Origin of the sequence: Rhizobium sp. TH2, from assembly GCF_024707525.1 — a bacterium.
GTDB lineage: Bacteria > Pseudomonadota > Alphaproteobacteria > Rhizobiales > Rhizobiaceae > Rhizobium_E.
Map to the genome: position 1 here is coordinate 3804458 of NZ_CP062231.1, position 25230 is coordinate 3829687.

Sequence of the window (25230 nt, forward strand, 5' to 3'; positions counted from 1 at the left end):
AACCCCAAAATCAGCAAGAATTTCAAACTTTTTTGCCGGGTGTATTTGATCGCGTTTTGCGAGAACACAATAGGTTTTCGGCGACGGCACGGATGCCAGCCAATCATTATTATTTATCTGTTTTGGAGATCGATGAACCGCGAAATGGAAATTTTTTCGCAATCTTCATCGTCCAGAAACATAGCACAAAAAGGATGAAAAGACCAGTATTTTCTGGCGAACCATGCGCTATTTTTCGGTTTCGATGCCATACAGCCGCAACTCGTTTTCGATCCGATTTCGAAGGCGGCGATAGCCCTTCAAGGCTTCGAAATACCCGTGATCACGAAGCATCGCTATCACACGGTCGGAATTCTCGAAAACAGTTCGGCGATAGTCCGCATCCGATATCAAGCGCGTAAAATCCTTGTTCATTTCGTGAACCCCAATGCATTCATCAATGCGTCCCGCTTTTTCTCCAAGCTATAGCCTTCGCCATAATGGCTTCCGATGCCGGGCGTCGTATGGCCCATGATGGAATCCTTCAGACTGTCATTGCATCCGGAATTCCGAAGAACGTCGGCTATACGATGGCGATATCCATAGAAGGTTTTCCCCGTGAGCGGCCTTAGATGCTTATTGCTTGCGGCGGAAAGGGCATCAGAGCCGCCAGACCTTTGATAGGTTGGAAATCCTTCCGGAAAACGCTTCATCCACTCCAAGGCTTTGCCAATCAAGGGAATATCACGATGGCGAGCGCCGCCGCTTTTGACCCGATCACGAAATTCGTTGTCTGCAATCCGGATAAAGGGGATTGGCGATGCCAAATTGATGTCGTTCTTTGTCAAGAAGACAAGCTCTTTTTGATGTGAGCCGGTATTCATTGCGATATAATTCAAGGCTTTCAGTTCATCGGATGCGTCCGATTGCTCGAAGTGCCGCTCGATTTTCGCTATCTCGTCCGGCGTGAACGGTTTGCGCTTTCCAACCCCGTGAACCTTGATCGACACGCTATCAAATGGGTTTTTTTCTTCCGGGAAATCCGCTCCAAATACCTTCGAAATCACAGTGCGAACGTGGATCAATTTCTTGTTGGCCGTGTCGGCATGGAGATCGCCAGCTTCCACCATGTCAAAGAGACGATCTTTGAATTCCAAGGCATGCTGGCGCGAGATCGCGAGAACATTGGTAAGATCGGGAAAAATCGAAACGAATGTGTCAATCGCGTTCTGTTTGGGAGTATATCGCTTGTTCTTAGCGCGTTGATCGTGCTTTGCCGAAAGTGATCGCGATCCAGTTTTTTGAAGCGCGAGAACAATTCAACCCAAGTTAAAGTTGCCTTGATCGTTGATGCCAATGCATCGACTTGTGACTTTAGAACAGTTGGCCATTCGCTTACGCGTTCGCCGTTGTGCGCAAAAATCGAAAAGACGTTATCGACCGGGTCAGTTTCGATAGCGCTTGCATTGATCTGGCGAAGATCGAAACCAGATCGAAGAACATCGGCGGTATATCCGGTTCCGACAGATATGCGACCGCCGCTTTCGATCACCCGAATTTGGACACTGACCTTGTTGTACTCGACGACGTATCGTTCAAGTGCCACGTTGTGGTCACGCGTTCGAAGCGAAACCACGACTTCCTTCCTATTAAAGATGTGTTGAAGGTGCCGGGGAATTGGCCGCCGGAAATAGTACACGCTTCCGCGCAAAAACAAAAAATGCGTCTTCATTGCTTCATCCAGTGCCGTAACGATGCACTTAGGATGCGCGCGTTCGCGTAATTGTCAAGCGTAAAATCGTCTATACTCTCAAAATCTACAATATTTAAATATATTAGTCAAGTAATAATTTTAGAAATTTTTGCATATCGCCGAAATAGACTCTAACTATATTTATAAAGAAATTTGAAAATTTCCCGCTCCTAAACGTCGTTTGTAACAGTTTTCGTTACAGGCCAAGCCCGAAAACCGGATAAACCGTTGTATATATTACGGAAAATTGAAAGTAGTGGCGCACCCGACAGGATTCGAACCTGTGACCTTTGGAATCGGAATCCAACACTCTATCCAGCTGAGCTACGGGTGCTTCGAGGTGGAAATTTCAGGAGATTCCACCTTGCCGGTATCGGTCTCATAGCCTGTTCGCGGGCGTTCTTCAATGCCTAATTGGCATCACGCGAAAGCCTTCAGGCCGAGGCGCCGAGAAGCGGCATCGCTTCGATCTGGATCGGTGCCGCCTGCCTCAGATGGAACGATAGAAGCGACGGAATATCGACGTCGTAGCGCGCCGCGAGATCACGCCACCATTGATCGCGCTCGAAGATTTCAATCGCGGTGGCGGCGTGTTCCTGCGCCAGTTCCAGCTCGCCCATGCCCTGGTAGCAGCGCGACATGTAGAGGTGGCCGAAGGCATGGTCGGGATATTTCGACACCACGTTCTTCATATAGTGGACCGCGACGCCGTAATTGCCGATCTTCATATTGTAGTTTTCGATGAAGTTGACGCGCAGCTGCGCCTCGTAGGCGTAGGCTTCCAGTTTGACCGGATCGACGCCGGGGGCGCGGATGACCGATTTGGTCGCCACGAAATTGTCGTTGTCGGTATTCTCGATATAGCCGTTCTCGACGCAGATATCGTAGAGCCGGCTGCCGAAGATCGGGATCGCCAGATAGACATGCACCCAGTCGAAGCCGTTCTCGATCAGCATCTCAAGCGTCTCGGCCCGGTGCTCGTCCTGCTCGCCGGGCAGGCCGGTGACGATGAAGACGTGGCTGCGGACATTGAACTTGCGCAGCGCCTCGACGGCGGGTCGGATCAGCTTCTTCTTCAGCGGCTTCTTGATGATGTTGTTGAGTACATGGTCGGAACCGGATTCGACGGCAAGCGCCACGGCCGAAACGCCGGCCTTGGCGAAAAGGTCGGCGACCTCCTCGTCGATCGCATAAACAGCCACGCCATTGGGGAATTCGAGCCGGATACCAAGCAAGGCGAGCTCCCGCAGCAGCGTCTTCGCGCGCTCCTTGTCGTGGAAGAAATGGTCGTCCTCGACCAGCAGCACCGTCATGCCGAACTCGTCGCGCATGCGGATCACATCCTTGATGATCCGTTCGATGGTCATGAAACGCACATCGCGGCCATGCAGCGACGGATTGGAACAGAAGACGCAGAGGAAGGGACAGCCGCGCGAGGTGTGGATCGCCATTTCGCGCTTCGGCATATCGACATAGCGCTTGTCGATACCGCGGTTGTTGTAATCGTTGAGATCGACCATGCCATAGTTCATCTCGGGGATATCATCGAGATTGTCGATGAAGCTATGGCCCGGTTGCTTGCCCTTATCCGCGGATTCCCGATTGACCCAGGAGCGATGGGTCCGGATCACGGTTTCCGGATCGTCGGAATCGATCAGTTCCTTGAGCGGCAATTCGCCCTCGCCCTTGCAGATGGCATCGAGATCGGGGCACTTTTCCAGCATCAGCTTGAAGGCCGCAGACGGCAGGCCGCCGCCACCGATCGTCAGCATGTTGGGGTCGAAGTCCTTGACCGCCTTGGCGAGCGACTGGATATAGCCGAAGGACGAATTGAACAGCGCCGAGATGCCGACGATATCGGGCTGGAATTCCTTCAATATCTCAACCAGTTCGGCATTGAACACCTGCTCGTAATTCTCGACGGAACGTTCCTCGACCAGCCGCTTGAGGGTGAGGTTGAAGTCAACGAGCCGGATTTCATCGAGATTGGTGCAGTAGCGCGTGAGATAGGCCTCCATCGATAGGATGCCGTATGGAATGGTGAAGGCCGGCAGGACGGATGCGCGCGACTTGTCGAGATAGTCGGCCGCGTTGAAATAGGGCGGGATCACAAACAGCACTTTTTTCATATCGAAACGTCCCCGGCCGCTCCCGGCACGAGGTGGGAGGGCAAAACCGGGGCAAGGTTCGCAAATCGAGCTTTAGCGAGGCTGGCCGCAGCCACTTAAAGCGCCATCTCCCGGCGCTCCTTGTCGGTGAGGAACGCGAGGTCGAGCGCCTTTTGCAGCGTGGCCGCATGGCGGAAATCCGGTTCGCCGTTGACGCCTGATTTCACCGCGTCGGCAAAGCGCATGTAGTTGGTCGGCACTGTGCCGGCGTCGATCTCGTCCCATTCAGCGTTCTCGGCGTCCTCGCCGATACAGGCGCGCAGCGCCGAGCCCTTCGGCGTGTGCTGCACCTCGATGCCGCCCTTGTCGCCATAGATCCTGAGGCGCAGGTCGTTGTAGTGCCCGGCGGCCCAGCGCGTGGCGTGGATCACGCCCAGTGCGCCATTGGAATAATCCACCGACATGACGAAGCTGTCATTGGCGTCGAGCGTATATTCGCCGATCTTGCCGCCGTCGGCCTTGTCGTAGGTTTTCAGCCGGCCGAAGATGTGGCCGATCTCCAGGCCTGCACCGTAGGATGCGAAATCGAGGATGTGGATGCCGATATCGCCCAGCACGCCGTTCGAACCGTGAGCGGTGGAGAGCCGCCACAGCCACTGGCTCTCGGTGCGCCAGTCGCCCCATTGCTTGGAGACAAGCCAACTCTGCAGATAGGAGGCCTCGACATGCTTGACGAAGCCGATATCGCCCGAGCGCACCATTTCGCGCGCCCGCTGTAGCGGAGCGACATTGCGATAGGTGAGATTGACCATGTTGATGAGGCCGGCGGCTTCGGCGGCCTCGGTCATTTCCATCGCCTGGGCATAGGTCTCGGCGAGCGGCTTCTCGCAGAACTGATGCTTGCCGGCTTCGATGAGACGCATCGTGGTGGGATAATGCGCGCGGTCGGGCGTGACATTGGTCACCGCGTCGAACTCGCCCCACGCGATCGCGTCGTCGAGTGAGGTGAAGGTGCGGCCGATGCCGTGCTTTTCGGCAAACATTGCCGCGCGCGCGGGATCGACATCGACGGCCGCGACCATCTCCACGTCCTGGATATATTTGAAGTTTTCGGCATGGTTGTTGGCCATGCCGCCGGTGCCAAGAACGAGAAGGCGCATGTCAGCTCTCCGCTCCCTGGCTCACTTGTAGCCTTCCTCACCCGGCGCATGCAGCTTGGGGCCACGCTCGGTGATTGGCTCCGGCGCCTTCTCGACAGGCACGTTCCCGTAATGAACAGCCGTGTTGCGATTGTTGGCGTTGTAGGCCCATTTCACCGCGTTGCGCAGCACATGCTGCACCGGCGCCTGGTGATAGGTCGGATAAGTCTCGTGGCCGGGACGGAAATAGAAGACGTTGCCGTTGCCACGGCGGTAGGTCAGGCCGGAGCGGAACACTTCACCGCCCTGGAACCAGGAGATGAACACGGTTTCGAGCGGCTCAGGCACATCGAAGTGCTCGCCATACATTTCCTCATTTTCGATCGCGAAACCGTCGCCGAGGCCCTGGGCAATCGGATGGCCGGGATTGGTGACCCAGATTCGCTCGCGCTCACCGGCCTCGCGCCACTTCAGGTCACAGGGCGTGCCCATCAGCCGCTTGAATATCTTCGAGAAATGCCCGGAATGCAGCACGATCAGGCCCATGCCTTCCCAGACGCGCTTGGCAACGCGCTCGACGATCTCGTCATTGACTGCGCCGTGGTCCTTATGGCCCCACCAGATCAACACATCGGTCTCATCGAGCCGCGCCTGCGGCAGGCCATGCTCGTCTTGCTCAAGCGTCGCCGTGGTGGCGGAAATCGCACTGTCGGTGTTAAGCGCATCGGCAATCGTCGTGTGCATCCCCTTGGGATAGATCTCGGCGACCACCGCGTTTATGCGCTCGTGGATATTCTCACCCCAAACCACTGTCCGGATGGCCATGTCCTGTCTCCTGCTGTCTTTGCTGAAACGCCTCCGAGAATTTGAAAGCGCTTTCAATTTTTGATACAATAAAACCTTGCCAGCCGACTCGCAAGGCCTCCTCTTTGAGGAAAACCGTTGACGCGTGAAAATGTTCGTTCAGATCCGCTTTCCGGTCTCGGGATCGAACAGATGCACAAGGTCGGAACGGATTTCGACACGCAGCTTGTCGCCTGGCCTCACCCGTTCGCGGCCCTGTTCGACCAGCGTCAGTTCGGGGTCATTTCCCATCACGATATAGGTCAGCGATCCCGTCGATTCGATCATCGTCACCGGCAGTTCAAAACCGCCCTCGCCCTGGTGGACGACCGTGAGATGCTCGGGGCGCAAGCCGGTCACGACCTTGCGCCCGGCGCCTACCTCCTGCCCTGCTGCGATCTTCGGCTTGCCGACGATCTCAAGCTCAACCATATCGCCACCAACCCCGACGCCATCGACGAAGTTCATCGCCGGCGAACCGATGAATCCGGCCACGAACCTGTTCGCCGGACGGTCGTAGAGTTCGAGCGGCGCGCCCTGTTGCTCGATGACGCCGTCGCGCATGACCACAACATGGTCGGCCATGGTCATCGCCTCGATCTGGTCATGCGTGACATAGACCGAGGTCGCGCCCAGCCGGTCATGCAGGGAGCGGATTTCCTTGCGCATCGATACACGCAGCGCGGCATCGAGATTGGACAGCGGCTCGTCGAACAGGAAGGCTTGTGGGTTACGGATGATGGCGCGCCCCATGGCGACGCGCTGACGCTGACCGCCCGAGAGTTGGCGCGGGTAGCGGGCAAGCAAGCCCGTCAGCCCGGTGATGCCCGCCACGTCCTCGGCCTTCTTCTTGGCCTCGGGCTTGGCGACCCCGCGCATGCGCAGTGAATAAGTGAGGTTTTCCTCGACCGTCATATGCGGATAAAGCGCATAGGACTGGAAGACCATGGCGATGTCGCGCTTGCGCGGCGGCATGTTGGTCATCTCTTCGCCGGCGATCGTCATCGAGCCGCTGGTGATCTTTTCTAGCCCCGCAAGCGACCGGAGCAGCGTGGATTTCCCGCATCCGGATGGCCCGACCAGGGCCACGAAACGGCCCTTGGGAATGGAGAGATGGATATCCCTCAGCGCGTGGTAGGCGCCATAATGCTTGTTGACGTTGATCAGTTCGATCTGGGCGGTCATTTGAGCGCTCCCGATGTGAGGCCGGAGACGATCCGGCGCTGCAGAAGGATGAAGATGGCTAGGATCGGCGTCACATACATGGTGGCAAACGCCATGATGTTGTTCCATTCATTCGTATTGGGACCCATGAAGGAATTGAGCCCCACGCTGGCCGGCTGGTATTCGATCGCCTGGATGATCGACTTCGAATAGACGAACTCGCCAAAGGCCTGCATAAAGATCAGGATCGCCGAAACCAGGATGCCGTTTCGCGCCAATGGCAGCGCGATATGGAAGAAGGCGCCGAAGCGGGAATTGCCGTCGACCAGTGCGGCTTCTTCGAGTTCGATCGGCACGCTCATGAAGGTCGCGCGCACCAGCACCACGAAGAACGGCATGCTTTTGGCCGCGATCGCGATGATGACGGCGAGTCTCGGATATTCCAGAATGCCAATCTGCGAGTAACCGACGAAGATCGGCGTGATCATCAATGACGCAGGCAAGACCTGCAGCATCAATATGAGAAACAGGCCGATGTCGATCCAGCCGTTGCGATAGCGCGCCAGCACATAGGCGCAGCCGGTTCCCAGAACCGCGATCAGCAGCACCGAGCCCGACGCGATCAGCAGCGAATTCCACATATAGCGGCCGACCTGGCGGCTCTCCCAGACCGCGCCGAAAATGCCCCATTGCGGGTCCGACGGCCAGAAGCTGGGCGGCGTGGCGAACATCGCCGAGCCGCTTTTCAGCGTCGTCACATACATCCAGTAGAGCGGGAAGAGATAGATCGCCGCCAGCAGGATGGCGATCGCCAGCATCAGGCGGTTCTTGAAGGTCTCGCTCATCCTCGTATCTCCTGGCGCGTCGAGCGCACATAGATGACCGAGGCGATCATCACGAATATGATCATGATGACGGAGATCGTCGCGCCTTGGGCGAAATCATATTGCCGGAATGACAGATCCCAAGCCCAGTATTGCGTGACATTGGACGAATTATTCGGCCCGCCCGAGGTGATCGCCGCGAAGAGATCGAACTGCTGCAGCGTGAAGATCAGGCCGAGCGAGATGATGGCCCCGATCGTCGAGCGCATCATCGGCAAAGTGATGGTCCAGAACCGCTGCCACACCGTCGCGCCATCGAGTTCGGCCGCCTCGTAGAGGTCTTTGGGAATGCCCGACAGGCCGACCGACAGCAGGATCATGTTGAAGGAGGTGCCGAGCCAGATGTTGGCGATGATCACCGCCCAGAGAGAGTAGTTCGGGTCGGAGCGCCAGAAGATGTTGCCCGATATGATGCCGGTTTCGCGCAGGAAATAATTGAGCACGCCGAAGTCGCCCGACAGGATCCAGTTCCAGATCGCACCGACGACGAGACCGGGCATGACCCAGGACACGAGAAAGAGGCCGCGCATCCAGCTCGAACCGGGAAAACCGTTCCAGAAGAACAGCGCAAGCCCGAAGCCGATCATGAACTGGCCGGCGATCGAGGATATGACGAAGAGCGCGGTATTGCCGAGGATCGGCCATGTCTCGCGCTGCGAAAAAAGCGTCACGTAGTTCTTGAAGCCGACGAAGGGCCGCGCAAACGTGCCCAGCGAGAACATGTCCACTTCTTGGAAGCTCATCACCACATTGTAGATCAGCGGCAGGCCGGACATCAAAAACAGGAAGCCGAGCGGAAAGGCCACGAGGCCGATATCGAAGCCGCGTCCGTCCGTGATGCTCGATAGGATTCTCTTCATGGGAAGCCACCCGCGCCTTGAGTGTGCCTCTCCCAGGCCGCCCGCCACTGGAAGCAAACGGACGGCCCTTCGGGAGGAGCTGTAGGCCGGAGGCTATCCCCCGGCCGTGTGGATCATACAGGTCAGCCGAGCACCGCGGAGATCTTCTCCGCCGCCTGGTCGAGCGCATCCTTGGCGCTCATCTGGCCGGTCAGCGCGCCCTGGATGGCATCCTGGATCGCCTTGGAGATCTTCGGCCAGGCCGGATGCGGACCGCGCGGCTGGGCATATTTCAGCTGTTCGAGGAAGACCTTGAGTGCGTCGTCCTTGAGCTTCTTGCCGGTCGCCGGAATGGTGATGTCGGAGCGCGCCGGCAACTGGCCGAACTTCTCGAACATCGTGCTGTCCTGGCTGACGAAATATTCCAGCACCTTGAAGGCCTCATCCGGATGCTGGGTATTGGAGAAGATCGCCCAGTTGAAATCGCCCATCGCCGACGAGCGCGCCGCGCCCGGCTCGGGCACCGGCAGCAGCGCCACGCCCCAGTCGAACTTCGCCTCGTCCATCATGCGGTCGAGTTCCCAGGGACCCGAGATCGCCATGGCGGCGTTGCCCGAATTGAACGTGCCGGTCGAATCCCATTGGCCGCGTGTCAGCGAATCCGGCGAAGCAAGCTTCTCGTCCATGACGGTCTTCCACACTTCGAGCGCCTTGACAGCACCCGGAGCGTTGATCTTCTCATAGCTACCACCGGCCATCTGGGCCCAGGGCAGGAACTGGAACGTGCCCTCTTCGCTTGCTTTCGCCGAGAACGCCAGACCATAGACGTTCTTCGACGGATCGGTCAGCTTGCGGGCATATTCGACCAATTGGTCCCATGTCTCGGGCGGGCTGTTCGGATCGAGGCCGGCCGCCTTGTACATATCCTTGTTGTAGTAGAGCGCGATCGTGTTGGTGGCCTTCGGCACGCCGAAATACTTGTCGTCCCACATCACGGATTTCAGCGGCCCGGGGAAATAATTCTCCGGCTTGATGACCTGCGAAGCCTTGATCCTGTCGGTCAGGTCGAGAAAGGCGCCGCGCGACGAGAAGAGCGCATGTTCGGGATTGTCGACGGCGATGATATCGGGTGCCTGACCGGTCGAAAAGGCGCGCATCGCCTCGCTCACCACGTCGTCGAACTGGATCTGGCGGAATTCCACCGTGATGCCGTTCTTGAGGTCGTTGAACTGCTTGACGAGATTGGGCGCCGGCTGGATGTCGCGGTCGAGCGCCCAGACGGTGATCTTGACGTCTTCCGCCTTGGCGGAAAGCCCGACGGCGGAAACGGATGCCAGCGCAAGCGCGCCCGCGATGAAGAATTTCCTGATGCTCATGTCTTCCTCCACTGGGGTTGGTTCAAAAAACCCGGCCGCGCCCTCCTCTGGCAGGCGGCCGGGGCATTCCTCATTGCGGGTCGGTCACGAAATCCCCGCCCCGGCAATTCTTGAGATAGTTGAGCGCATGGACCTGGCCGGTCATTTCAAGCGCATCGCGATAGACCGGATCGTGCCAGCCTTCGATGTCGATGGAGCCGGACCAGCCGGCGAGCCGGAGTTCGGAAATCACGTCCGTCCAATTGGTGTCACCGAAGCCCGGCGTCCGCATGAAGACGAATTTCTCCTTGCCGAAGATCCCGTGTTCCTTGATCACATCCCAGCGAATTGTGGCGTCCTTGCCGTGGACATGGAAAATCTTCGACACCCATTTGCGGATCTGCGGGATCGGTTCGATCAGATAGACCATCTGGTGGCAGGGCTCCCATTCGAGCCCGATATTGTCGAACGGCGTCTCGTTGAACATCAGTTCCCACGCATCCGGGTTGTGAGCGATGTTCCAGTCGCCGGTCTGCCAGTTGCCATCCATGGCGCAGTTTTCGAAGGCGATCTTGACGCCCTTGTCTTCGGCGCGTTTGGCCAAATCGGTCCAGACCTGCTTGTAGCGCGGCAGGCTGTCGGTCAGCACCTTGCCGCGGATGCGGCCGGTGAAGCCGGCGACGCAGGTCGCGCCGAAATGATGCGCATTGTCGATGCAATCCTTCCAGCCCTGCAGCGTATCGAGATCGATCGTCGTTTCCTCGAGCGGATTGCCGAACATGCCGAGCGTCGAAATGGTGATGTCGCGATTGCCGATGGCATCGACGCAACGCTTGCCGAGTTCGGCGAGATCCTGGCCATTCGTCGTCTGCCAGAAGAACGGCTCGAAGCTCTCGAAACCCATATCGGCGATCTGGCCGATACGCTCCGCCGCCTTGCCTCCATTGCCGCGCACCATGGTGCCAACACGGATCTTCTTTGCCGGATCGCTCACGTCTTCATCCTTCCCTGATCATGACACGCTGGCCGGTGCGGGCGCTTTCGATCGCTCCCATCACCATGGCCAGGCTGCGGATATTGTCTTCGGCTCGCGTCTCGGGCGCGGTGCCGTTGTCGATTCCATCGAGGAAAGCCGCGATCACGCTGGCATGCCCTTCGGTTTCGGAAACGTTTACGGTCCCGGACACGGAAATTTCCTCCTGCTCGCGAAGGAAGCCGTCGTCGGACGCCACGCGGTGCGCATCGAACAAATCCTTGCCGTCCCACATCACCGTGCCCTTGGTGCCGGTGATGCGCCACTGGCTTTCCCAGCTCGTATTGGCGCCCTCGGCGCACCACGAGCCGCGATATGTGAAGCGCACATCGTCGCTCATCTCGAAAATCGCGAAGGCCGATGCGCCGGTCCGGTACCAAGATCCCGCCGGATTGGTCTCATGGCAATAGACAGCCTCCGGGACCTTGCCCGACACGAAGCGTGCGGCGTCGAATGTGTGGATCGCCATGTCGAGCAGCAGGACATTGTCCATGTCCTCGCGGAAACCACCGAAATGAGCACCGATGAAGAAATCCGCATGCAGGCCGGTAAGCTCACCGATCGCGCCGCTTTCGATGAAGGCGCGCAGACGGCGGATGCCCGGGATATAGCGGCGGTTCTGGACGACGGCGTGGATACGGCCGGCTTCGCTGGCCTTGGCAATGAGATGGCGTGCGTCCTCGATGGAATTCGCCATCGGCTTTTCGGACAGCACGTGGCAGCCATGACGCAATCCCGCCTCGACCACGGCGCGGCGCGCAACGGGTATGACGATGTCGAACAGCAGATCAGGCTTGAGTTGGGTGAGCGCGGCATCGAGATCGGTGAAAAGCGGCACGTCGCCCAGACTGCATTCTTCGGCGAGCTTGCGCGCGGTCTCAACATCGAGATCGACCAACCCGATAATCTTCGCGCGATCTGAAAGGTTCTCGTTTGTGGCTATCGCCTTCAGCCAGCCTTTGGCCATGGACCCGCAGCCGCAAATAACAGCAGTTCTCTGCACAGGACCCCTCCCTTGGTTGTGCCAGCCCGGAAAACATCTTCCGTAAACGTTTACGATACTAGGCGGAATGTGTTATCTATGTCAATAGACGAATTTAAGGATCAGGTAATTTGAGGAAGAGGCGAGTAAAATGAAGGGCATAAAGCACCTTGCCCGCCATCTCGATATCTCCATCGGCACGGTCTCGCGTGCGCTCAACGGCAAGCCGGATGTCAATCCGGAAACCCGCAAGCGCGTGCTGGAGGCGGCTGAAGAGCTTGGCTATGTCGCCAACCAGTCCGGCCGCGCGCTGCGGCAGGGCCGAACCGGCGTCATCGGCTTCATGATGCAGACCGGCACCGAGATCACCGGCCAGGGCGACACGTTCTTCATGAGCGTGTTCGACGGCGTGCAGGCGGTGTTCGAGCGTCACAAGCTCGATCTCGTCGCGCTTCTGTGTTCCTCGGAGGAAGACCCGCACGATTATCTCCGCCGCATGGTGTCGCGCGGCTTCGCCGATGGCGTCATCATCTCGGCGACCCGCAGGCACGATCCGCGCATCGAGTTCCTCGCCAAGCGCAAGATCCCGTTCGTGACGCTCGGGCGAAGCTTGACCGATGCCGGCCAATCCTGGCTGGACCTCGATTTCGAAGGCATGGCGGAAGCGTCGATCGACCGCCTCGTCGCCCAGGGCCATCGCAGGATCGCCGTCACCCGGCCGCATGACGACATGAATCTCGGATACGTCTTCGTCGACAAATGCCGCGAAGCGATGGCACGCCACGGGCTGACGCTGGATGACGACCTGGTCTTCCGCTCGACGCCGAACGAGGCCGGCGGCTATCAGATCGCACGCGGCGTGCTGGCAAACCCCGACCGCCCGACGGCCATCGTCCTCGTCAACGAGGCAATCGCGATCGGCCTCTATCGCGGGCTCGAGGAGGCTGGCGTAAAGCCGGGCCGGGATATCGCCGTCATCGGCCGCTACAGCCCGCATGCAAGTTTCCTGTCGCCGCCGCTGACCTGCTTCCGGCTCTCGCTTCGCGACCTCGGTGTGGCACTCGCCGAGGCGCTTCTGGCAAACATACCGGATTATGCCAATACCTACGCGCAGGCATCGCCGCGCCGGCTGTGGCCATTCCAGCTCGTTGCGGGTGAAAGCGATACGTTCACGCTGCCCGGATGAGCGTCATGCCGCATTGACCGGCGGCATCCGCCGCCGCATATGAAACCCATGACCGAAGAGACGATCACCCTCTACGAAGCCATCGGCGGCGATGCGGCCGTGCGCAGGCTGACCCATCGCTTCTACGAACTGATGGATGCGCTACCGGAGGCGAAAAACTGCCGCGCCATCCATCCGCCCAGCCTCGAAGGCTCGGAGGCCAAGCTCTACGATTACCTGACCGGCTATCTCGGCGGCCCGCCCGTCTATGTCGAGAAACACGGCCATCCGCGCCTGCGTTCGCGCCACTTCAGTGCCGCCATCGGCCCTGCCGAGCGTGACGAATGGATGCTCTGCTTCCGTCGCGCGATGGAAGAAACCATCGACAATCCCAAGCTTCGCGACATCATCTGGCCGCCGATCGAACGGCTCGCCTTCCACATGCAGAACAAGGATGAAGGCCAAGGATGAGCATCTCGAGCAACCCGATCTTTCCACGCATCACGCTGTTTCTCGCCGGCCTGATCGGCGCCTGCGGCGTGATCTTTTCCGCGATGGCAGCGCATGGCGACGACACGCATCTCCATAGCGCTGCGGCCACCGCCTGCATGGCGCAGGCCCCTGCTTTGCTCGGCATCTATATCGGTTGGGAGAAGATTCGCACCGCGCTGATAGCCAGCATCTTGATCGGCATCGGCTGCCTGCTGTTTGCCGGCGACCTCATCTTCCGCACCCGATTCGGCCACGGATTGTTTCCGATGTCGGCACCAACGGGCGGTACGATGATGATATTGGGCTGGGTGGCGGTGGCCGCGGGAGCATTCTTCAGGCGCTGACGAGGCCTCTCCCCGACACTATCCGTTCAGCGCGCTTTGCCTGACACGCGGGAAGGCGATGACATTGTTTTCATTCGATGCGGGCCTCGTCTCCATCGGGGAGACATCGAGATCGCTTGTCGGAAAATGCATCACATTGGTGCGCTCGTCAAAGCCTTCGCGGCTGCGCTTCAGGATTTCAAGCATTTCCGGCACGAAGCCGTCGCCGCGTTCGGCGGCCATCTTGTGCAGCCCGACCAGCATGAAATCGTCACCCGTAATTCTCGTCACCGCGTCGCCCTTTCGCTCAATTCATGCATTGCCCGCTCGAAGCTGGATTTCGACCCGTTGCGCAGCGGGATGAAGCTGGTTCCGGTCTTCTTGCAACCGGTCTTCACCCGCAAGCAGGCATCATGGCTGATACAGTCGATGGGGCAGAAGACGCATTCCACCGAGGGCAGAACGGTGTCGATCCGCGAGACCGCCTCGCGCAATCCGCCGTCGTGATGGATCAGTTCGGCACCGTAGTTCGATGCGATCTGCCGGAGATGCGCCACCTGGCAATCGCGCCCACCGACATAGAGGATAGAGCGACCGCTGAGGCCAACCTTGCCCTGCACCTCGACCTGAACCGGTGCCGCCGCCGGGCGATCGTTGCCATGCTTGTGCTTGTTGAATTTCTTCGCCATCAGCCGCCCTCACAGGAGTTTCGCCCTCGTGAATCGACTGATACATAACTTGATAAAGTGAGTAAAGATTAAAGTTGACTATTTAACTCATAATTATTGCAGGCGCGAAATCGGCGTCAATACGGCAACCCGACATAGTTCTCGGCCATCGCTTCCTGCGCGGCATGCGAGGTCGTGAGATAATCCAATTCGGCTTCCTGGATGCGCTGGCCGAAATCACCGCTGTCGGGGAATCTGTGCAGCAATTGCGTCATCGACCAGGAGAAGCGCACCGCCTTCCAGATGCGTGCAAGGGCGCGTGACGAATAGGCATCGAGGATTGCGCCCGATTTGTCGAGATAGAAATCCCGCAAACCCTCGAACAGATAATGCACGTCCGACGCCGCGAGATTAAGCCCCTTGGCGCCGGTCGGCGGCACCACATGGCCGGCATCGCCGACCAGGAAAAGCGAACCGTAGCGCAACGGCTCGGCCACAAAGGACCGAAGCGGCGCAATGGATTTTTCGAGCGAAGGCCCTGTCACCAGCGCCTCGGCGACATCACCCGGCAAGCGGCGGCGAAGCTCGTCCCAGAACGCATCGTCCGACCAGTTCTTGACCTTCTCCTCCAGCCCCACTTGAACATAGTAGCGGCTGCGGCTCAGCGATCGCTGCGAACAGAGCGCAAAGCCCCTGACATGGTTGGCATAGATCAGTTCATGATCGACAGGCGGCACGTCGGCCAGCACGCCGAGCCAGCCGAACGGATAGACGCGTTCGAAGCCCTTCATCCCCTTGTCGGCTACCGATGCCCGGGCGATGCCGTGCGTACCATCGCATCCCACGATGAAATCGCAATCGATCCGATGCGTCACGCCGTCCTTTTCATAGGTGACATATGGCGCGCCACCGAAATCATGCGGCCTGACATTCCGGGCATTATAGATCGTCTTGCCGCCCGTGGCCTCTCTTCGGTCCATCAGGTCATGCGTGAGTTCCGTCTGGCCGTAAACGGTCACGGATTGGCCCGTCAGCCTCTTCAGGTCGATCCGATGGCGCCGTCCGGAGAAAGACACGCTGAAGCCGTCATGAATGAGCCCTTCCGCATGCATCCGCGCGCCCGCTCCCGCCTCGTCGAGAAGCCGCGTCGTGCCGCTTTCCAGCACACCGGCTCGGATGCGTCCGAGAATATAATCGCGATCCACCCGGTCGAGAATGACATTGTCGATCCCGGCATTGGTCAGCAACTGGCCGAGCAACAGGCCCGACGGACCCGAGCCGATAATAGCGACCTCGACGCGCATGCTTCCTCCCATTCAACGAGTTCCAGCACCGCTGAAGCTTGTCAAAAGGTAATCCGGAAGGCACAGTCCGTGAATGCAATTTCCAGCCAAGGAATTGCACTTTTCGAACATGGATAGGCCGATGCGGACATCAACTGCGGCACGCGTGCCCACCTATAGCCTTTACGGCGAGGCGCAGCAGAGTGCCCCGGATTTCTGGATTCATTCCGAGACCATCGCCTCGCGCAGCCGGCTCCACAATTGGGAGATCAAGCAGCACCGGCATGAAAGCTTCTTCCAGATCCTGCAGATCAGGAATGGCGAAGGCGATGCGCTGCTCGGCGCGGAAAAATTCCGGCTGAGCGCCGGCACGCTGGTCTTCGTGCCGCCCGGCTTCATCCATGGCTTTCGCTTTTCCAGGGATCTCGACGGCCAGGTGATCACCATGCTGGCAGAGCGCGTCGCGTCGCGGCCTGACGCAAGCGGCCACGCCTTCGCCCAGCCTCGCGTGGTTCATCTCGCCCAAAACAACGACAGCAAGTTTCTCAACGCCACGCTCGACCGCATCGAAGGCGAACTTGCATCCGGCTTCTCGCCCCGCAGCGCGCTTCTTGACGCCTACCTCGACATTGTCCTGACGATCGCCGCAACGCTTGCCGATCCCGGAGCCGCCCCACAGCAAATGGCAGCACGCGACCGCATCTCTCGCCTCAATGCGCTGATCGGCAGCCACTACCGCGAACACCGGCCGGCCGCCTTTTATGCGGACAAACTCGGCGTCTCGGTCACCCACCTCAACCGCATCGCCCGCGCCGGCACGGGCCGCAGCATGAATGCTCTTCTGACCGAGCGGCTGATATCGGAAGCCCAGCGCAACCTCGTCTTCAGCCTGCTGAGCATACAGCAGATCGCCTACGATCTCGGCTTCTCCGATTCCGCCTACTTCATCCGCGTATTCACGCGTGTCACCGGCGAGACACCCGGCGCGTTCCGTGAACGCGAGCGCGGCAAGCCTCCAAGCTTTAAGACTTGACTTGACGATCGTTGACCCGAATATCCCCGCCGCGCATGCAGCATCAAAGCCGGTGTCGCTTGCGTCGAAAAGGACACGATATGAGCTACGGCGGTACCATTCTTCTCGTTGCGATCCTGGTGATCATGGGCATTGTGCTGGTGGTCGCCATTCGCGGCATCACCTGGGCACAGAATGCGCGCGACGAACTCAATACCGAGGAAGAACAGCGGCTGATGATCAAGAGCATCGGCGACGGCCAACGCAGCATTGCCGCCGCCCTCATCTCGATCCAGTCGGAACTCGCCGATATCCGCAACCGTATCTCAGCCATCGAGAGCCATATCAAGGACGGCAGATGATCGAGACATCAGGGGAAGACCGCCGCCAGCTGCGCCGCATGCGGCTTGCATCGGTCCTCGAGGCGACGACGCTTGCGGTTCTCGTCTTCGTTGCCGTGCCGCTCAAGCATGTCTTCGGCATGCCGCAATTCGTGTCTGCCATGGGTCCGGTCCACGGCCTCGCCTTCCTCTTTTATATCTGGATGTTGATCCAGTCTCACTTCCAACTCAAATGGTGGCGCGGAATGGCTGCGGATGGTGGCATTCGCCTTCATCCCGCTCGCCGGCTTCGTCAATGAACGCCTTCTCAAACGCCGCGAAGACAGCCTCGCTTACGCATGAAAGGGACTGCGCAATGGACTATTATCTCTGGATCAAGGCCATACATCTGATCGCGATCATGATCCTGATCGGCGGCATGCTGATGAACGGTTTCCTTTTCCGAAATGTCACGCCGGGCACGCCAGATGCCGATCGCGTGCTGGGTGCCGCGGTGGCCTTCAACCGCGCCTTCGTCGGCACGGCCCTCGGTGTGGTCTGGATCGCCGGCCTCTACCTGGTCTGGGACAGCGGCTTTTATCGCGACGGCTGGTTCATGGTGAAGTTCGTGCTCGTCCTTGCGCTGTCCGGCATTCACGGCGCCCAGACGGGGCGGCTGAACAAGATGCGGCAGTCGCCGGCAGATCCGGTACCGGCCTTTTTCAGGAATTCCGGCCACATCACGTTGGCCCTCGTCATTTTTGTTGTCTGTCTCGTGGCCGTAAAACCGTTCTGAAACGTTATGCCTGGCAGGTAACTATGAGGCCAGGCTGATGTTGATGATCGATACACCTTTCCGGATGCGCCGCCTGGGCGACAGCACGGTGTTGTTCTACGAGCCAGATGGCGGCAAGATCGCCATGGGTTACCTCCTCAACGAGCTGATCGCCGAGGCCTGGTCGGTCAAGGCCGATACGCTGGCGATCCCGATTTCGTGCCTCACGCCCAGCTTCTTCGATCTTAGCACGGGTATAGCGCAGGCCGTCGTCCGGCCGCTCGTCAATTACCGCATCACCATCGCCTTCCTCGGCCGCGTCCCACGCGAATATCTCGAAGACGCGGCATTGCGCGATTTCATCCGCGAGACCAACCGCGGCCGTTCGGCGTGGTTCCTTGAGGATCTTGCCGCTCTCGAAGAGAGACTGAGCTAGGCGAAATTTGGGCTCCCCGCCAAAAATTTACCGTTTGATAAAAATTTCAAGTTTTGTTAGCCTCACGCAATCAAATTATAAAAAGAGGGGTTAACATGGGCAATCTTGCTCCCGGCATTCATAGCGGGCGGCTCGCGCCGCAGGAATATGACGCCAACTTTTCAGACCTGCACCCGGCCTACGACAAGCACGAGGCGCTGGTTGCGGCCGATCGCTGTTACTTCTGTTATGACGCGCCGTGCATGACGGCCTGTCCCACCGCCATCGATATCCCGATGTTCATTCGCGAGATATCGACTGGCAACACGCTCGGCGCCGCCAAGACGATCTTCGACCAGAACATCCTGGGCGGCATGTGCGCGCGGGTCTGTCCCACCGAGACGCTTTGCGAGCAGGCCTGCGTGCGCAACACAGCCGAGGAAAAGCCGGTCGAGATCGGCCGGCTGCAGCGCTATGCCACCGATGCGGCCATGGCGATCGAGAAGCAGTTCTACAATCGTGCGCCCGCGACCGGCAAGAAAGTCGCCGTGATCGGTGCCGGACCGGCCGGCCTCTCCGCAGCCCATCGCCTCGCCATGCGAGGCCACGCCGTCACCATCTACGATGCGCGTGAAAAATCCGGCGGCCTCAACGAATTCGGCATCGCCGCCTATAAGGCGCCCGGCGATTTCGCCCAGCAGGAAGTCGAATATATCGTCGGCATCGGCGGCATCGAGATTGAGCATGGCAAGGCGCTCGGCCGCGATTTCTCGCTCGACGACCTCAAGGCCAGCCATGACGCCGTCTTCCTCGGCGTCGGCCTCGCCGCCGTCAACGCGCTCTCGACCCGAGGTGAAGAAGTTCAAGGAGTCGAGGACGCCGTCGATTTCATCGCCAACCTCCGCTCGTCGGTCAAGGCCACCGTACCCGTCGGCCGTCGTGTCGTGGTGATTGGCGGCGGCATGACCGCCGTGGATGCCGCAATCCAATCCAAGCTTCTCGGCGCCGAGGAGGTGACGATGGTCTACCGCCGCGGCAAGGAGCAGATGAACGCATCCGAATACGAGCAGGATCTGGCTTCGTCCAAGGGCGTGCTGATCCGCCACTGGCTGAAGCCGCGCGAAATCATCGCTCAGGATGGCCGCCTGACCGCGATCGAACTCGAATATACCCATATCGAGAACGGCGCTCTCACGGGCACCGGCCAGACAACAACCATCGCCTGCGACCAGGTACTGACCGCGATCGGCCAGAAGCTCGATCTCTCGGGTATCAATGCGCTCAAGATCGAGGGTGGCAAGATCACCGTCGACCAGGAGGGCCGCACGACGGTCACGGGCGTCTGGGCCGGCGGCGACTGCGCGCTCGGCGGCGACGACCTCACCGTATCGGCCGCCGCGATGGGTCGCGACGCTGCCGAATCCATCAACCGCGCCTTGATGGCGTAAAGGGGAGAATGCGAAATGGCTGATATCCGCAACAATTTCGTTGGCATCAAATCCCCCAACCCGTTCTGGCTGGCCTCCGCCCCGCCGACCGACAAGGCCTACAATGTCGAGCGCGCCTTCAAGGCGGGCTGGGGCGGCGTGGTCTGGAAGACGCTCGGCGAGGAAGGCCCGCCGGTCGTCAATGTCAACGGTCCGCGCTACGGCGCGATCTGGGGTGCCGACCGCCGCCTGCTCGGCCTCAACAATATCGAACTGATCACCGACCGGCCGCTGCAGATCAACCTGCAGGAAATGAAGCAGGTCAAGAAGAACTGGCCCGATCGCGCGCTGATCGCCTCGATCATGGTGCCCTGCGAGGAAAATGCCTGGAAGGCCATCCTGCCGCTGGTCGAGGAGACCGAGGCCGATGGCATCGAGCTCAATTTCGGCTGTCCGCACGGCATGTCCGAACGCGGCATGGGCGCCGCCGTCGGCCAGGTGCCGGAATATATCGAAATGGTGGTGCGCTGGTGCAAGCAATATACCCGCATGCCTGTCATCACCAAGCTCACCCCCAACGTCACCGATGTCAGGCGCCCGGCGCGTGCCGCCAAGGCCGGCGGCACCGACGCCGTGTCGCTGATCAACACGATCAACTCCATCGTCTCGGTCGACCTCGACAGTTTCGCACCGAACCCAACGGTCGGCGGCAAGGGCACCCATGGCGGCTATTGCGGCCCGGCGGTCAAGCCGATCGCGCTCAACATGGTGGCCGAAATCGCCCGCGATCCGGAGACCTATGGCCTGCCGATATCAGGCATCGGCGGCATCACCACATGGCGCGATGCGGCTGAATTCATGGCCCTCGGTTCGGGCAACGTGCAGGTCTGCACCGCGGCCATGACCTATGGCTTCAAGATCGTGCAGGAAATGATCTCGGGCCTGTCGAACTGGATGGACGAGAAGGGCCACCGCACGCTCGACGACATCATCAGCCGCGCCGTGCCGAACGTCACCGACTGGCAATATCTCAACCTCAACTATATCGCCAAGGCCCGCATCGACCAGGATTCCTGCATCAAGTGCGGTCGCTGCCACATCGTCTGCGAGGACACGTCGCATCAGGCGATCACGTCGAGCAAGAACGGCATCCGCTTCTTCGAGGTGATGGAAGACGAATGCGTCGGCTGCAATCTCTGCGTCAACGTCTGCCCGGTCGACAGCTGCATCTCCATGGTCGGCCTCGAAGCCGGCACGATGGACGAGCGCACCGGCCTGCCGGTCAGCCCCGTCTACGCCAACTGGACGACGCATCCGAACAACCCGATGGCCAAGCCCGTCGCGGGACAGGCTGCGGAGTAATACCGCGCTTCATAGGAGACTTAGGCCCGGGCGGAGTGATCCGCTCGGGCCTTTCAATGCCGTTGCCCACCTGCCGCCATTTTCGCTGCATCGGGAAGTCTCGGCTTCGCCTTCGCTTCCTCGCCCGGTGCCTCCACGGGCACCGCCTGCTCCTGGACCTTCTCGAACGATATCTTTGCCGACTTGGCCAATGCACGCGCGGTCGCACCATAGTCCGAGGTGTTGATCCACGCCTGCAACGTGATGCTCACGGTATCGTTTTTGATATCGGAAACCTGCGTCACCGGCGCGGGCTTGCTGTTGACCCGCGTGTCGCGCTCGGCGATGGCGAGCAGCATCGACTCCGCTTTCCGGATATCGCTGTCGGCCGGCAGCACCACGGTCAGGTCGTAGCGCCGCATCCCGAGCCGGCTGAAATTCTTGACCGGTGTGTTCCAGAGCAGCGCATTCGGCACCAGTTGGAACAGTCCGTCGCCGGTTCGGAGTTCGGTGGCGAAAAGGCCGATCTCCCGCACCTCGCCATTGACCTCCTTGGTCTCGATCGACTCGCCGACCCTGAACGGCCTGAGGATCAGCAGCATGATGCCGGCCGCGATATTCTGTAGCGTGCCCTGTAGTGCCAGGCCAATCGCCAGACCCGCAGCACCCATCGCCGCGATGATCGAGGCGGTCTGCACGCCGAATTGGCCGAGTACCATGACCAGCACGAAAAGCAGCACGACATTGGCGAGGAAATGCGCAAGCGTCACGTCGAAGCCGCGAATCCCCGCCAGCGCCCAGCGGTGCAGGTAGCGTGACGCCAGCCAACCCACCAGCAGCAGCACGAAGGCCCCTACGATGGAGAAGGAATATTGCACGAGAAGCGCGCCGGCTTGCGTAACGGCAGCGCGCGACGCGACGATGAAATCCATGTTCTGGGATTCCACTATCCGCTCCCTGTTTTCAGACAATGGGACCCTAACGTCTCCATTCGAGCGATAGTTCCGATCTTCGCCGCCATGCAGCATCATGGGTTCGACGCTCCAACTGGCTAAAGTTGGAGCGAAGTAGTACACTCACAGGAGGAGTTCCTATGGTAGATATTACGATTGAAATCAGCGACGAAGCACTTCGCGCACTTGAAGAGCAGGCGGCCCAAAACGGCCGCAGCTTGAATGATGAAATGCTACACATCCTCCACGGGGTCGCACTGAAAGATATTGCGGACGCACCAGCGCAGCCAACCGAAACGGCTACTTAGCCGGCCCGCCCTTCAACTCACCCCCTCATCCAGCAGCTTCTCCAGATTCTCCAGCGTATCGGCCTCCGCCGGCGGCTTGTCCCACCGGAGCCGAGATATCCGAGGAAACCGCATCGCGACACCCGATTTATGCCGCGTCGAGCGGCTCAATCCCTCGAAGGCCACCTCAAACACCAGGCCCTCGTTCTCCGTCGCCTTTACCGATCGCACCGGGCCGAAGCGCTCCGTCGTATGGTCGCGGACATATTTGTCGATCTGAACCAGTTCCTCGTCCGAGAAGCCGAAATAGGCCTTTCCGACCGGCACAAGCTCCAGCACCCCGCCTTCCTCACGCCAGACACCGAACGTGTAGTCGGAATAGAAGCTCGACCGCTTGCCGTGGCCGCGCTGGGCATACATCAGCACGGCGTCGATCGTGTGCGGATCGCGCTTCCACTTGAACCACGGCCCCTTCTTGCGGCCCGGCAGATAGGGCGAGTCCTTGTGCTTGAGCATGACGCCTTCGATGATGGGATGGATCGGCGTCTTCCTCAGTTCGTCGAGTTTTTCCCAGCTATCGAATTCCACCTGCGGCGAGAGGTCGAAGCGGGCGGGATCGAGTGTCTTCAGCAACTCGATAAGCCGCGCCCGGCGCTCGTCATAGCCAAGCGTTCTTGTGTCCTCGCCATCCAACATCAGTAGATCGTAGGCCCGCACGAAGACCGGATATTGCTGGATCACCTTCTGCGCCACGGTCTTGCGGTTGAGCCGCTGCTGCAGGTCCGAGAACGTGCCGGTGTAGTCGGCCGGCACGCCCACCAGCAGTTCGCCATCCACGACCGCCTCGAAATCCAGCGCACCCATCAGGTCGGGGAAGGCGCCTGAAATCTCGTCGCCGCTGCGCGAATAAAGCCGCCTAACGCCGCCTTCGGAACTCACCTGCACGCGGATGCCGTCCCATTTCCATTCGGCGCGATAGTCGGCGATGTCGAGGGTCGCAAGATCACCATCCTCCACCGGGTTGGCCAGCATCACCGGCCGGAACAGCGCCTTGGCGAGATTCTCCGGCTTGCCGGTCGTGCCCTCCAGCCAAGTAAACAGTTCCGTGTAGGGCACTTTCAGCCCGTGCCAGAGTTCCTCGATCTCGACCACATCCTTGTGCCCGAAATCGGCCAGCGCCTGCTTGGCGAGCCGCGCCGAGACGCCGATGCGCAGACCGCCGGTCACCAGCTTGATCACCGCGTAGCGGCCCGGCGGATCGAGCCGGTCGAGCAGGCTGGCAAATTTCGCCGGCGCTTCGCTGCGTGAGGCCCGCGAAAGCGTCTCCACGACATAAGCGAGGCTGGGATCGTCATCGTTGGATATCCGGTTTTCCGGCTCGGGCCAGATCAGCGAAATCGTCTCCGCAAGATCGCCGACATAGTCATAGGAGTAGGAAAACAGAACCTCGTCCATCCGTTCGGTGGCAAGTGCCCGGATCACCGCCGGCTTGATCGCGGGAATGTCCAGGCCGCCATCCGTCAATGCGGCCAAGGCATAGCCGCGATCCGGATCGGGCGTCTCGGCAAAATAATCCCTAAGCAGCTTCAGCTTGCCATTGCGCGATGGCGTCAGCACCAGCCGGTCGAGAAGATCTGAAAACGCCTTCATTCGTTTTCGTCCTCATAACCGACGAGATGCAGCGGCTGTGCCTTGAGGCCGTTAAGCTCGCACCAGCGCACCAGCGCCTCTTCACGGCCATGCGTCACCCAGATCTCGCCCGCCTTCACATCCCGTATCGTGTCGGTCAGTTCGTCCCAGTCGGAATGATCAGATATGATCAAGGGCAGTTCCACGCCGCGCTGCTTGACCCGCTGGCGGATGCGCATCCAGCCCGACGCGAAGCAGGTCACCGGATCGGCAAAACGCCGCGCCCATCGATCGGAAAACGCGGAAGGTGTGCAGACGATGATCTCACCGGCGAAATCCTTCGCCTTGCCCTTCTCCAGTGTCGCCGGCGCAAGCGTGCCGAGGTCGATGCCCTGGCCCTGGTAGTAGCTGGAAATCCGCTCCAGCGCGCCGTGGATGTGGATGGTCTTGTCGTAGCCGGCTTCGCGCAGCAGCTTGATCACCCGCTGCGCCTTGCCGAGCGCATAGGCGCCAACCAGATGCGTCCGCTCCGGGAATTGGGTCACTGAGTGGATCAGCCGCTCGATCTCCTCGCGGTCATCGGGATGCCGGAAGACGGGAAGCGCAAAGGTCGCCTCGGTGATGAACACGTCGCATTCCACCGGCTCGAACGGCGCGCAGGTCGAATCCCTTCGGCGCTTGTAATCGCCCGAGGCGACGATCCGCATGCCGTCCTTTTCGACCACGATCTGCGCCGAGCCAAGCACATGACCGGCCGGCACGAAGCGCACCTTGACCCCGTTGAAATCGAAGCTCTCCCCATGTCGCGCAACCTGCCGCGACCCGCTGAAGACCTCGCCATAGCGGATCGCCATGATGTCGAGGGTTTCCTTGGTCGCCAGCACCTTGCCGTGGCCGGAGCGCGCATGGTCGGAATGGCCATGGGTGATCAGCACCTGGTCAACCGGCAGCACCGGGTCGATGTAAAAATCCCCGGGCGGGCAATAGAGCCCCTGTGGCATGGGAAGCAGAAGGTCGGAGGCGCGCATCGGGGCCCAACTTGATACTGTGGCGCTGAAAAT

At 59.8% G+C, this 25230-nt stretch carries 28 protein-coding genes and 1 tRNA gene; 11 read left to right on the plus strand and 18 right to left on the minus strand.

The window, feature by feature from the left end; translation table 11 throughout:
* Window positions 1-410: 410 nt before the first annotated feature.
* From IHQ71_RS18820 to IHQ71_RS18875, 12 genes are all read right to left on the minus strand, one after another.
* Window positions 411-1136, minus strand: a complete 726-nt coding sequence (locus IHQ71_RS18820; RefSeq protein WP_258157972.1) for a hypothetical protein — start codon at window positions 1134-1136, stop codon at window positions 411-413.
* A complete protein-coding gene (locus IHQ71_RS18825; RefSeq protein WP_258157973.1) occupies window positions 1061-1711 on the minus strand; it encodes a DUF6538 domain-containing protein in 651 nt (216 codons plus the stop codon). Before IHQ71_RS18825 ends, IHQ71_RS18820 begins: the two co-directional genes overlap by 76 nt.
* Window positions 1712-1989: 278 nt before the next feature.
* Window positions 1990-2066, minus strand: a tRNA-Arg gene (locus IHQ71_RS18830).
* A 100-nt stretch (window positions 2067-2166) separates the two neighbouring features.
* A complete protein-coding gene (locus IHQ71_RS18835) occupies window positions 2167-3861 on the minus strand; it encodes a B12-binding domain-containing radical SAM protein (RefSeq protein ID WP_258157974.1) in 1695 nt (564 codons plus the stop codon).
* Window positions 3862-3956: 95 nt separating this feature from the next.
* Window positions 3957-5000, minus strand: a complete 1044-nt coding sequence (locus tag IHQ71_RS18840) for a Gfo/Idh/MocA family protein (RefSeq protein ID WP_258157975.1) — start codon at window positions 4998-5000, stop codon at window positions 3957-3959.
* 21 nt (window positions 5001-5021) lie between these two features.
* Window positions 5022-5804: a ThuA domain-containing protein gene (locus IHQ71_RS18845; protein ID WP_258157976.1), complete on the minus strand. Its 783-nt coding sequence runs from the start codon at window positions 5802-5804 to the stop codon at window positions 5022-5024.
* 138 nt (window positions 5805-5942) lie between these two features.
* Window positions 5943-7007 carry an ABC transporter ATP-binding protein gene (locus IHQ71_RS18850; RefSeq protein ID WP_258157977.1) on the minus strand — a complete coding sequence of 355 codons (1065 nt, stop codon included), beginning with the start codon at window positions 7005-7007 and terminating at the stop codon, window positions 5943-5945.
* The gene (locus tag IHQ71_RS18855) at window positions 7004-7831 is read right to left on the minus strand and encodes a carbohydrate ABC transporter permease (RefSeq protein ID WP_258157978.1); all 828 of its coding nucleotides are present in this window, start codon (window positions 7829-7831) and stop codon (window positions 7004-7006) included. Before IHQ71_RS18855 ends, IHQ71_RS18850 begins: the two co-directional genes overlap by 4 nt.
* Window positions 7828-8730: a carbohydrate ABC transporter permease gene (locus IHQ71_RS18860; RefSeq protein WP_258157979.1), complete on the minus strand. Its 903-nt coding sequence runs from the start codon at window positions 8728-8730 to the stop codon at window positions 7828-7830. The genes IHQ71_RS18855 and IHQ71_RS18860 overlap by 4 nt, the downstream gene beginning before the upstream one ends.
* A 122-nt stretch (window positions 8731-8852) precedes the next feature.
* Complete coding sequence (locus IHQ71_RS18865) at window positions 8853-10085, minus strand: sugar ABC transporter substrate-binding protein (protein ID WP_258157980.1); 1233 nt, start codon at window positions 10083-10085, stop codon at window positions 8853-8855.
* A 70-nt stretch (window positions 10086-10155) separates the two neighbouring features.
* Complete coding sequence (locus tag IHQ71_RS18870; protein ID WP_258157981.1) at window positions 10156-11058, minus strand: sugar phosphate isomerase/epimerase; 903 nt, start codon at window positions 11056-11058, stop codon at window positions 10156-10158.
* A gap of 4 nt (window positions 11059-11062) precedes the next feature.
* Window positions 11063-12064 carry a Gfo/Idh/MocA family protein gene (locus IHQ71_RS18875; protein ID WP_374989882.1) on the minus strand — a complete coding sequence of 334 codons (1002 nt, stop codon included), beginning with the start codon at window positions 12062-12064 and terminating at the stop codon, window positions 11063-11065.
* A 166-nt stretch (window positions 12065-12230) separates the two neighbouring features.
* Here IHQ71_RS18875 and IHQ71_RS18880 point away from each other — a divergent pair, with 166 nt between their 5' ends.
* The 3 genes from IHQ71_RS18880 to IHQ71_RS18890 are packed head-to-tail and all read left to right on the plus strand — an operon-like array spanning window position 12231 to window position 14080.
* Entirely contained in the window at window positions 12231-13265 is a 1035-nt protein-coding gene (locus IHQ71_RS18880) for a substrate-binding domain-containing protein (protein WP_258157983.1), read from the plus strand.
* 48 nt (window positions 13266-13313) lie between these two features.
* Window positions 13314-13715, plus strand: coding sequence for a group II truncated hemoglobin (locus tag IHQ71_RS18885; RefSeq protein ID WP_258157984.1), 402 nt, complete (start codon window positions 13314-13316; stop codon window positions 13713-13715).
* The gene (locus tag IHQ71_RS18890) at window positions 13712-14080 is read left to right on the plus strand and encodes a DUF423 domain-containing protein (protein ID WP_258157985.1); all 369 of its coding nucleotides are present in this window, start codon (window positions 13712-13714) and stop codon (window positions 14078-14080) included. Before IHQ71_RS18885 ends, IHQ71_RS18890 begins: the two co-directional genes overlap by 4 nt.
* Window positions 14081-14098: 18 nt before the next feature.
* On the opposite strand, the gene IHQ71_RS18895 is transcribed toward IHQ71_RS18890, so the two are convergent.
* The 3 genes from IHQ71_RS18895 to pobA all read right to left on the minus strand — a co-directional run bounded on the left by IHQ71_RS18895 (window position 14099) and on the right by pobA (window position 16031).
* Window positions 14099-14350 carry a hypothetical protein gene (locus IHQ71_RS18895; RefSeq protein ID WP_258157986.1) on the minus strand — a complete coding sequence of 84 codons (252 nt, stop codon included), beginning with the start codon at window positions 14348-14350 and terminating at the stop codon, window positions 14099-14101.
* Window positions 14347-14748: a DUF2325 domain-containing protein gene (locus IHQ71_RS18900; RefSeq protein ID WP_258157987.1), complete on the minus strand. Its 402-nt coding sequence runs from the start codon at window positions 14746-14748 to the stop codon at window positions 14347-14349. The genes IHQ71_RS18895 and IHQ71_RS18900 overlap by 4 nt, the downstream gene beginning before the upstream one ends.
* Window positions 14749-14864: 116 nt before the next feature.
* Window positions 14865-16031: a 4-hydroxybenzoate 3-monooxygenase gene (gene pobA, locus IHQ71_RS18905; protein ID WP_258157988.1), complete on the minus strand. Its 1167-nt coding sequence runs from the start codon at window positions 16029-16031 to the stop codon at window positions 14865-14867.
* Between the two features lie 121 nt (window positions 16032-16152).
* Between pobA and IHQ71_RS18910 the strand changes: the two genes are divergently transcribed.
* The 7 genes from IHQ71_RS18910 (at window position 16153) to preA (ending at window position 21321) form a co-directional block, all read left to right on the plus strand.
* Window positions 16153-17043 (plus strand): helix-turn-helix domain-containing protein, encoded by an 891-nt coding sequence (locus tag IHQ71_RS18910; RefSeq protein ID WP_258157989.1) that lies wholly within the window; start codon window positions 16153-16155, stop codon window positions 17041-17043.
* An 80-nt stretch (window positions 17044-17123) separates the two neighbouring features.
* On the plus strand, window positions 17124-17384 hold the full coding sequence (locus IHQ71_RS18915) for a hypothetical protein (protein WP_258157990.1): 261 nt from the start codon (window positions 17124-17126) through the stop codon (window positions 17382-17384).
* Entirely contained in the window at window positions 17381-17662 is a 282-nt protein-coding gene (locus IHQ71_RS18920; RefSeq protein WP_258157991.1) for a DUF3817 domain-containing protein, read from the plus strand. The genes IHQ71_RS18915 and IHQ71_RS18920 overlap by 4 nt, the downstream gene beginning before the upstream one ends.
* Before the next feature lie 56 nt (window positions 17663-17718).
* A complete protein-coding gene (locus IHQ71_RS18925; protein WP_258157992.1) occupies window positions 17719-18138 on the plus strand; it encodes a CopD family protein in 420 nt (139 codons plus the stop codon).
* Window positions 18139-18175: 37 nt separating this feature from the next.
* A complete protein-coding gene (locus IHQ71_RS18930) occupies window positions 18176-18553 on the plus strand; it encodes a DUF4180 domain-containing protein (RefSeq protein WP_258157993.1) in 378 nt (125 codons plus the stop codon).
* 95 nt (window positions 18554-18648) lie between these two features.
* A complete protein-coding gene (locus IHQ71_RS18935) occupies window positions 18649-19980 on the plus strand; it encodes an NAD(P)-dependent oxidoreductase (protein ID WP_258157994.1) in 1332 nt (443 codons plus the stop codon).
* A 15-nt stretch (window positions 19981-19995) separates the two neighbouring features.
* A complete protein-coding gene (gene preA, locus IHQ71_RS18940) occupies window positions 19996-21321 on the plus strand; it encodes an NAD-dependent dihydropyrimidine dehydrogenase subunit PreA (RefSeq protein ID WP_258157995.1) in 1326 nt (441 codons plus the stop codon).
* A 53-nt stretch (window positions 21322-21374) separates the two neighbouring features.
* On the opposite strand, the gene IHQ71_RS18945 is transcribed toward preA, so the two are convergent.
* A complete protein-coding gene (locus IHQ71_RS18945) occupies window positions 21375-22247 on the minus strand; it encodes a mechanosensitive ion channel family protein (RefSeq protein WP_258157996.1) in 873 nt (290 codons plus the stop codon).
* A 146-nt stretch (window positions 22248-22393) separates the two neighbouring features.
* Here IHQ71_RS18945 and IHQ71_RS18950 point away from each other — a divergent pair, with 146 nt between their 5' ends.
* Window positions 22394-22561, plus strand: a complete 168-nt coding sequence (locus tag IHQ71_RS18950) for a hypothetical protein (protein ID WP_258157997.1) — start codon at window positions 22394-22396, stop codon at window positions 22559-22561.
* Between the two features lie 12 nt (window positions 22562-22573).
* On the opposite strand, the gene IHQ71_RS18955 is transcribed toward IHQ71_RS18950, so the two are convergent.
* Both IHQ71_RS18955 and IHQ71_RS18960 read right to left on the minus strand, forming a co-directional pair.
* The gene (locus tag IHQ71_RS18955; protein ID WP_258157998.1) at window positions 22574-24190 is read right to left on the minus strand and encodes a cisplatin damage response ATP-dependent DNA ligase; all 1617 of its coding nucleotides are present in this window, start codon (window positions 24188-24190) and stop codon (window positions 22574-22576) included.
* Window positions 24187-25197: a ligase-associated DNA damage response exonuclease gene (locus IHQ71_RS18960; RefSeq protein WP_258157999.1), complete on the minus strand. Its 1011-nt coding sequence runs from the start codon at window positions 25195-25197 to the stop codon at window positions 24187-24189. The genes IHQ71_RS18955 and IHQ71_RS18960 overlap by 4 nt, the downstream gene beginning before the upstream one ends.
* Between the last annotated feature and the right edge of the window lie 33 nt (window positions 25198-25230).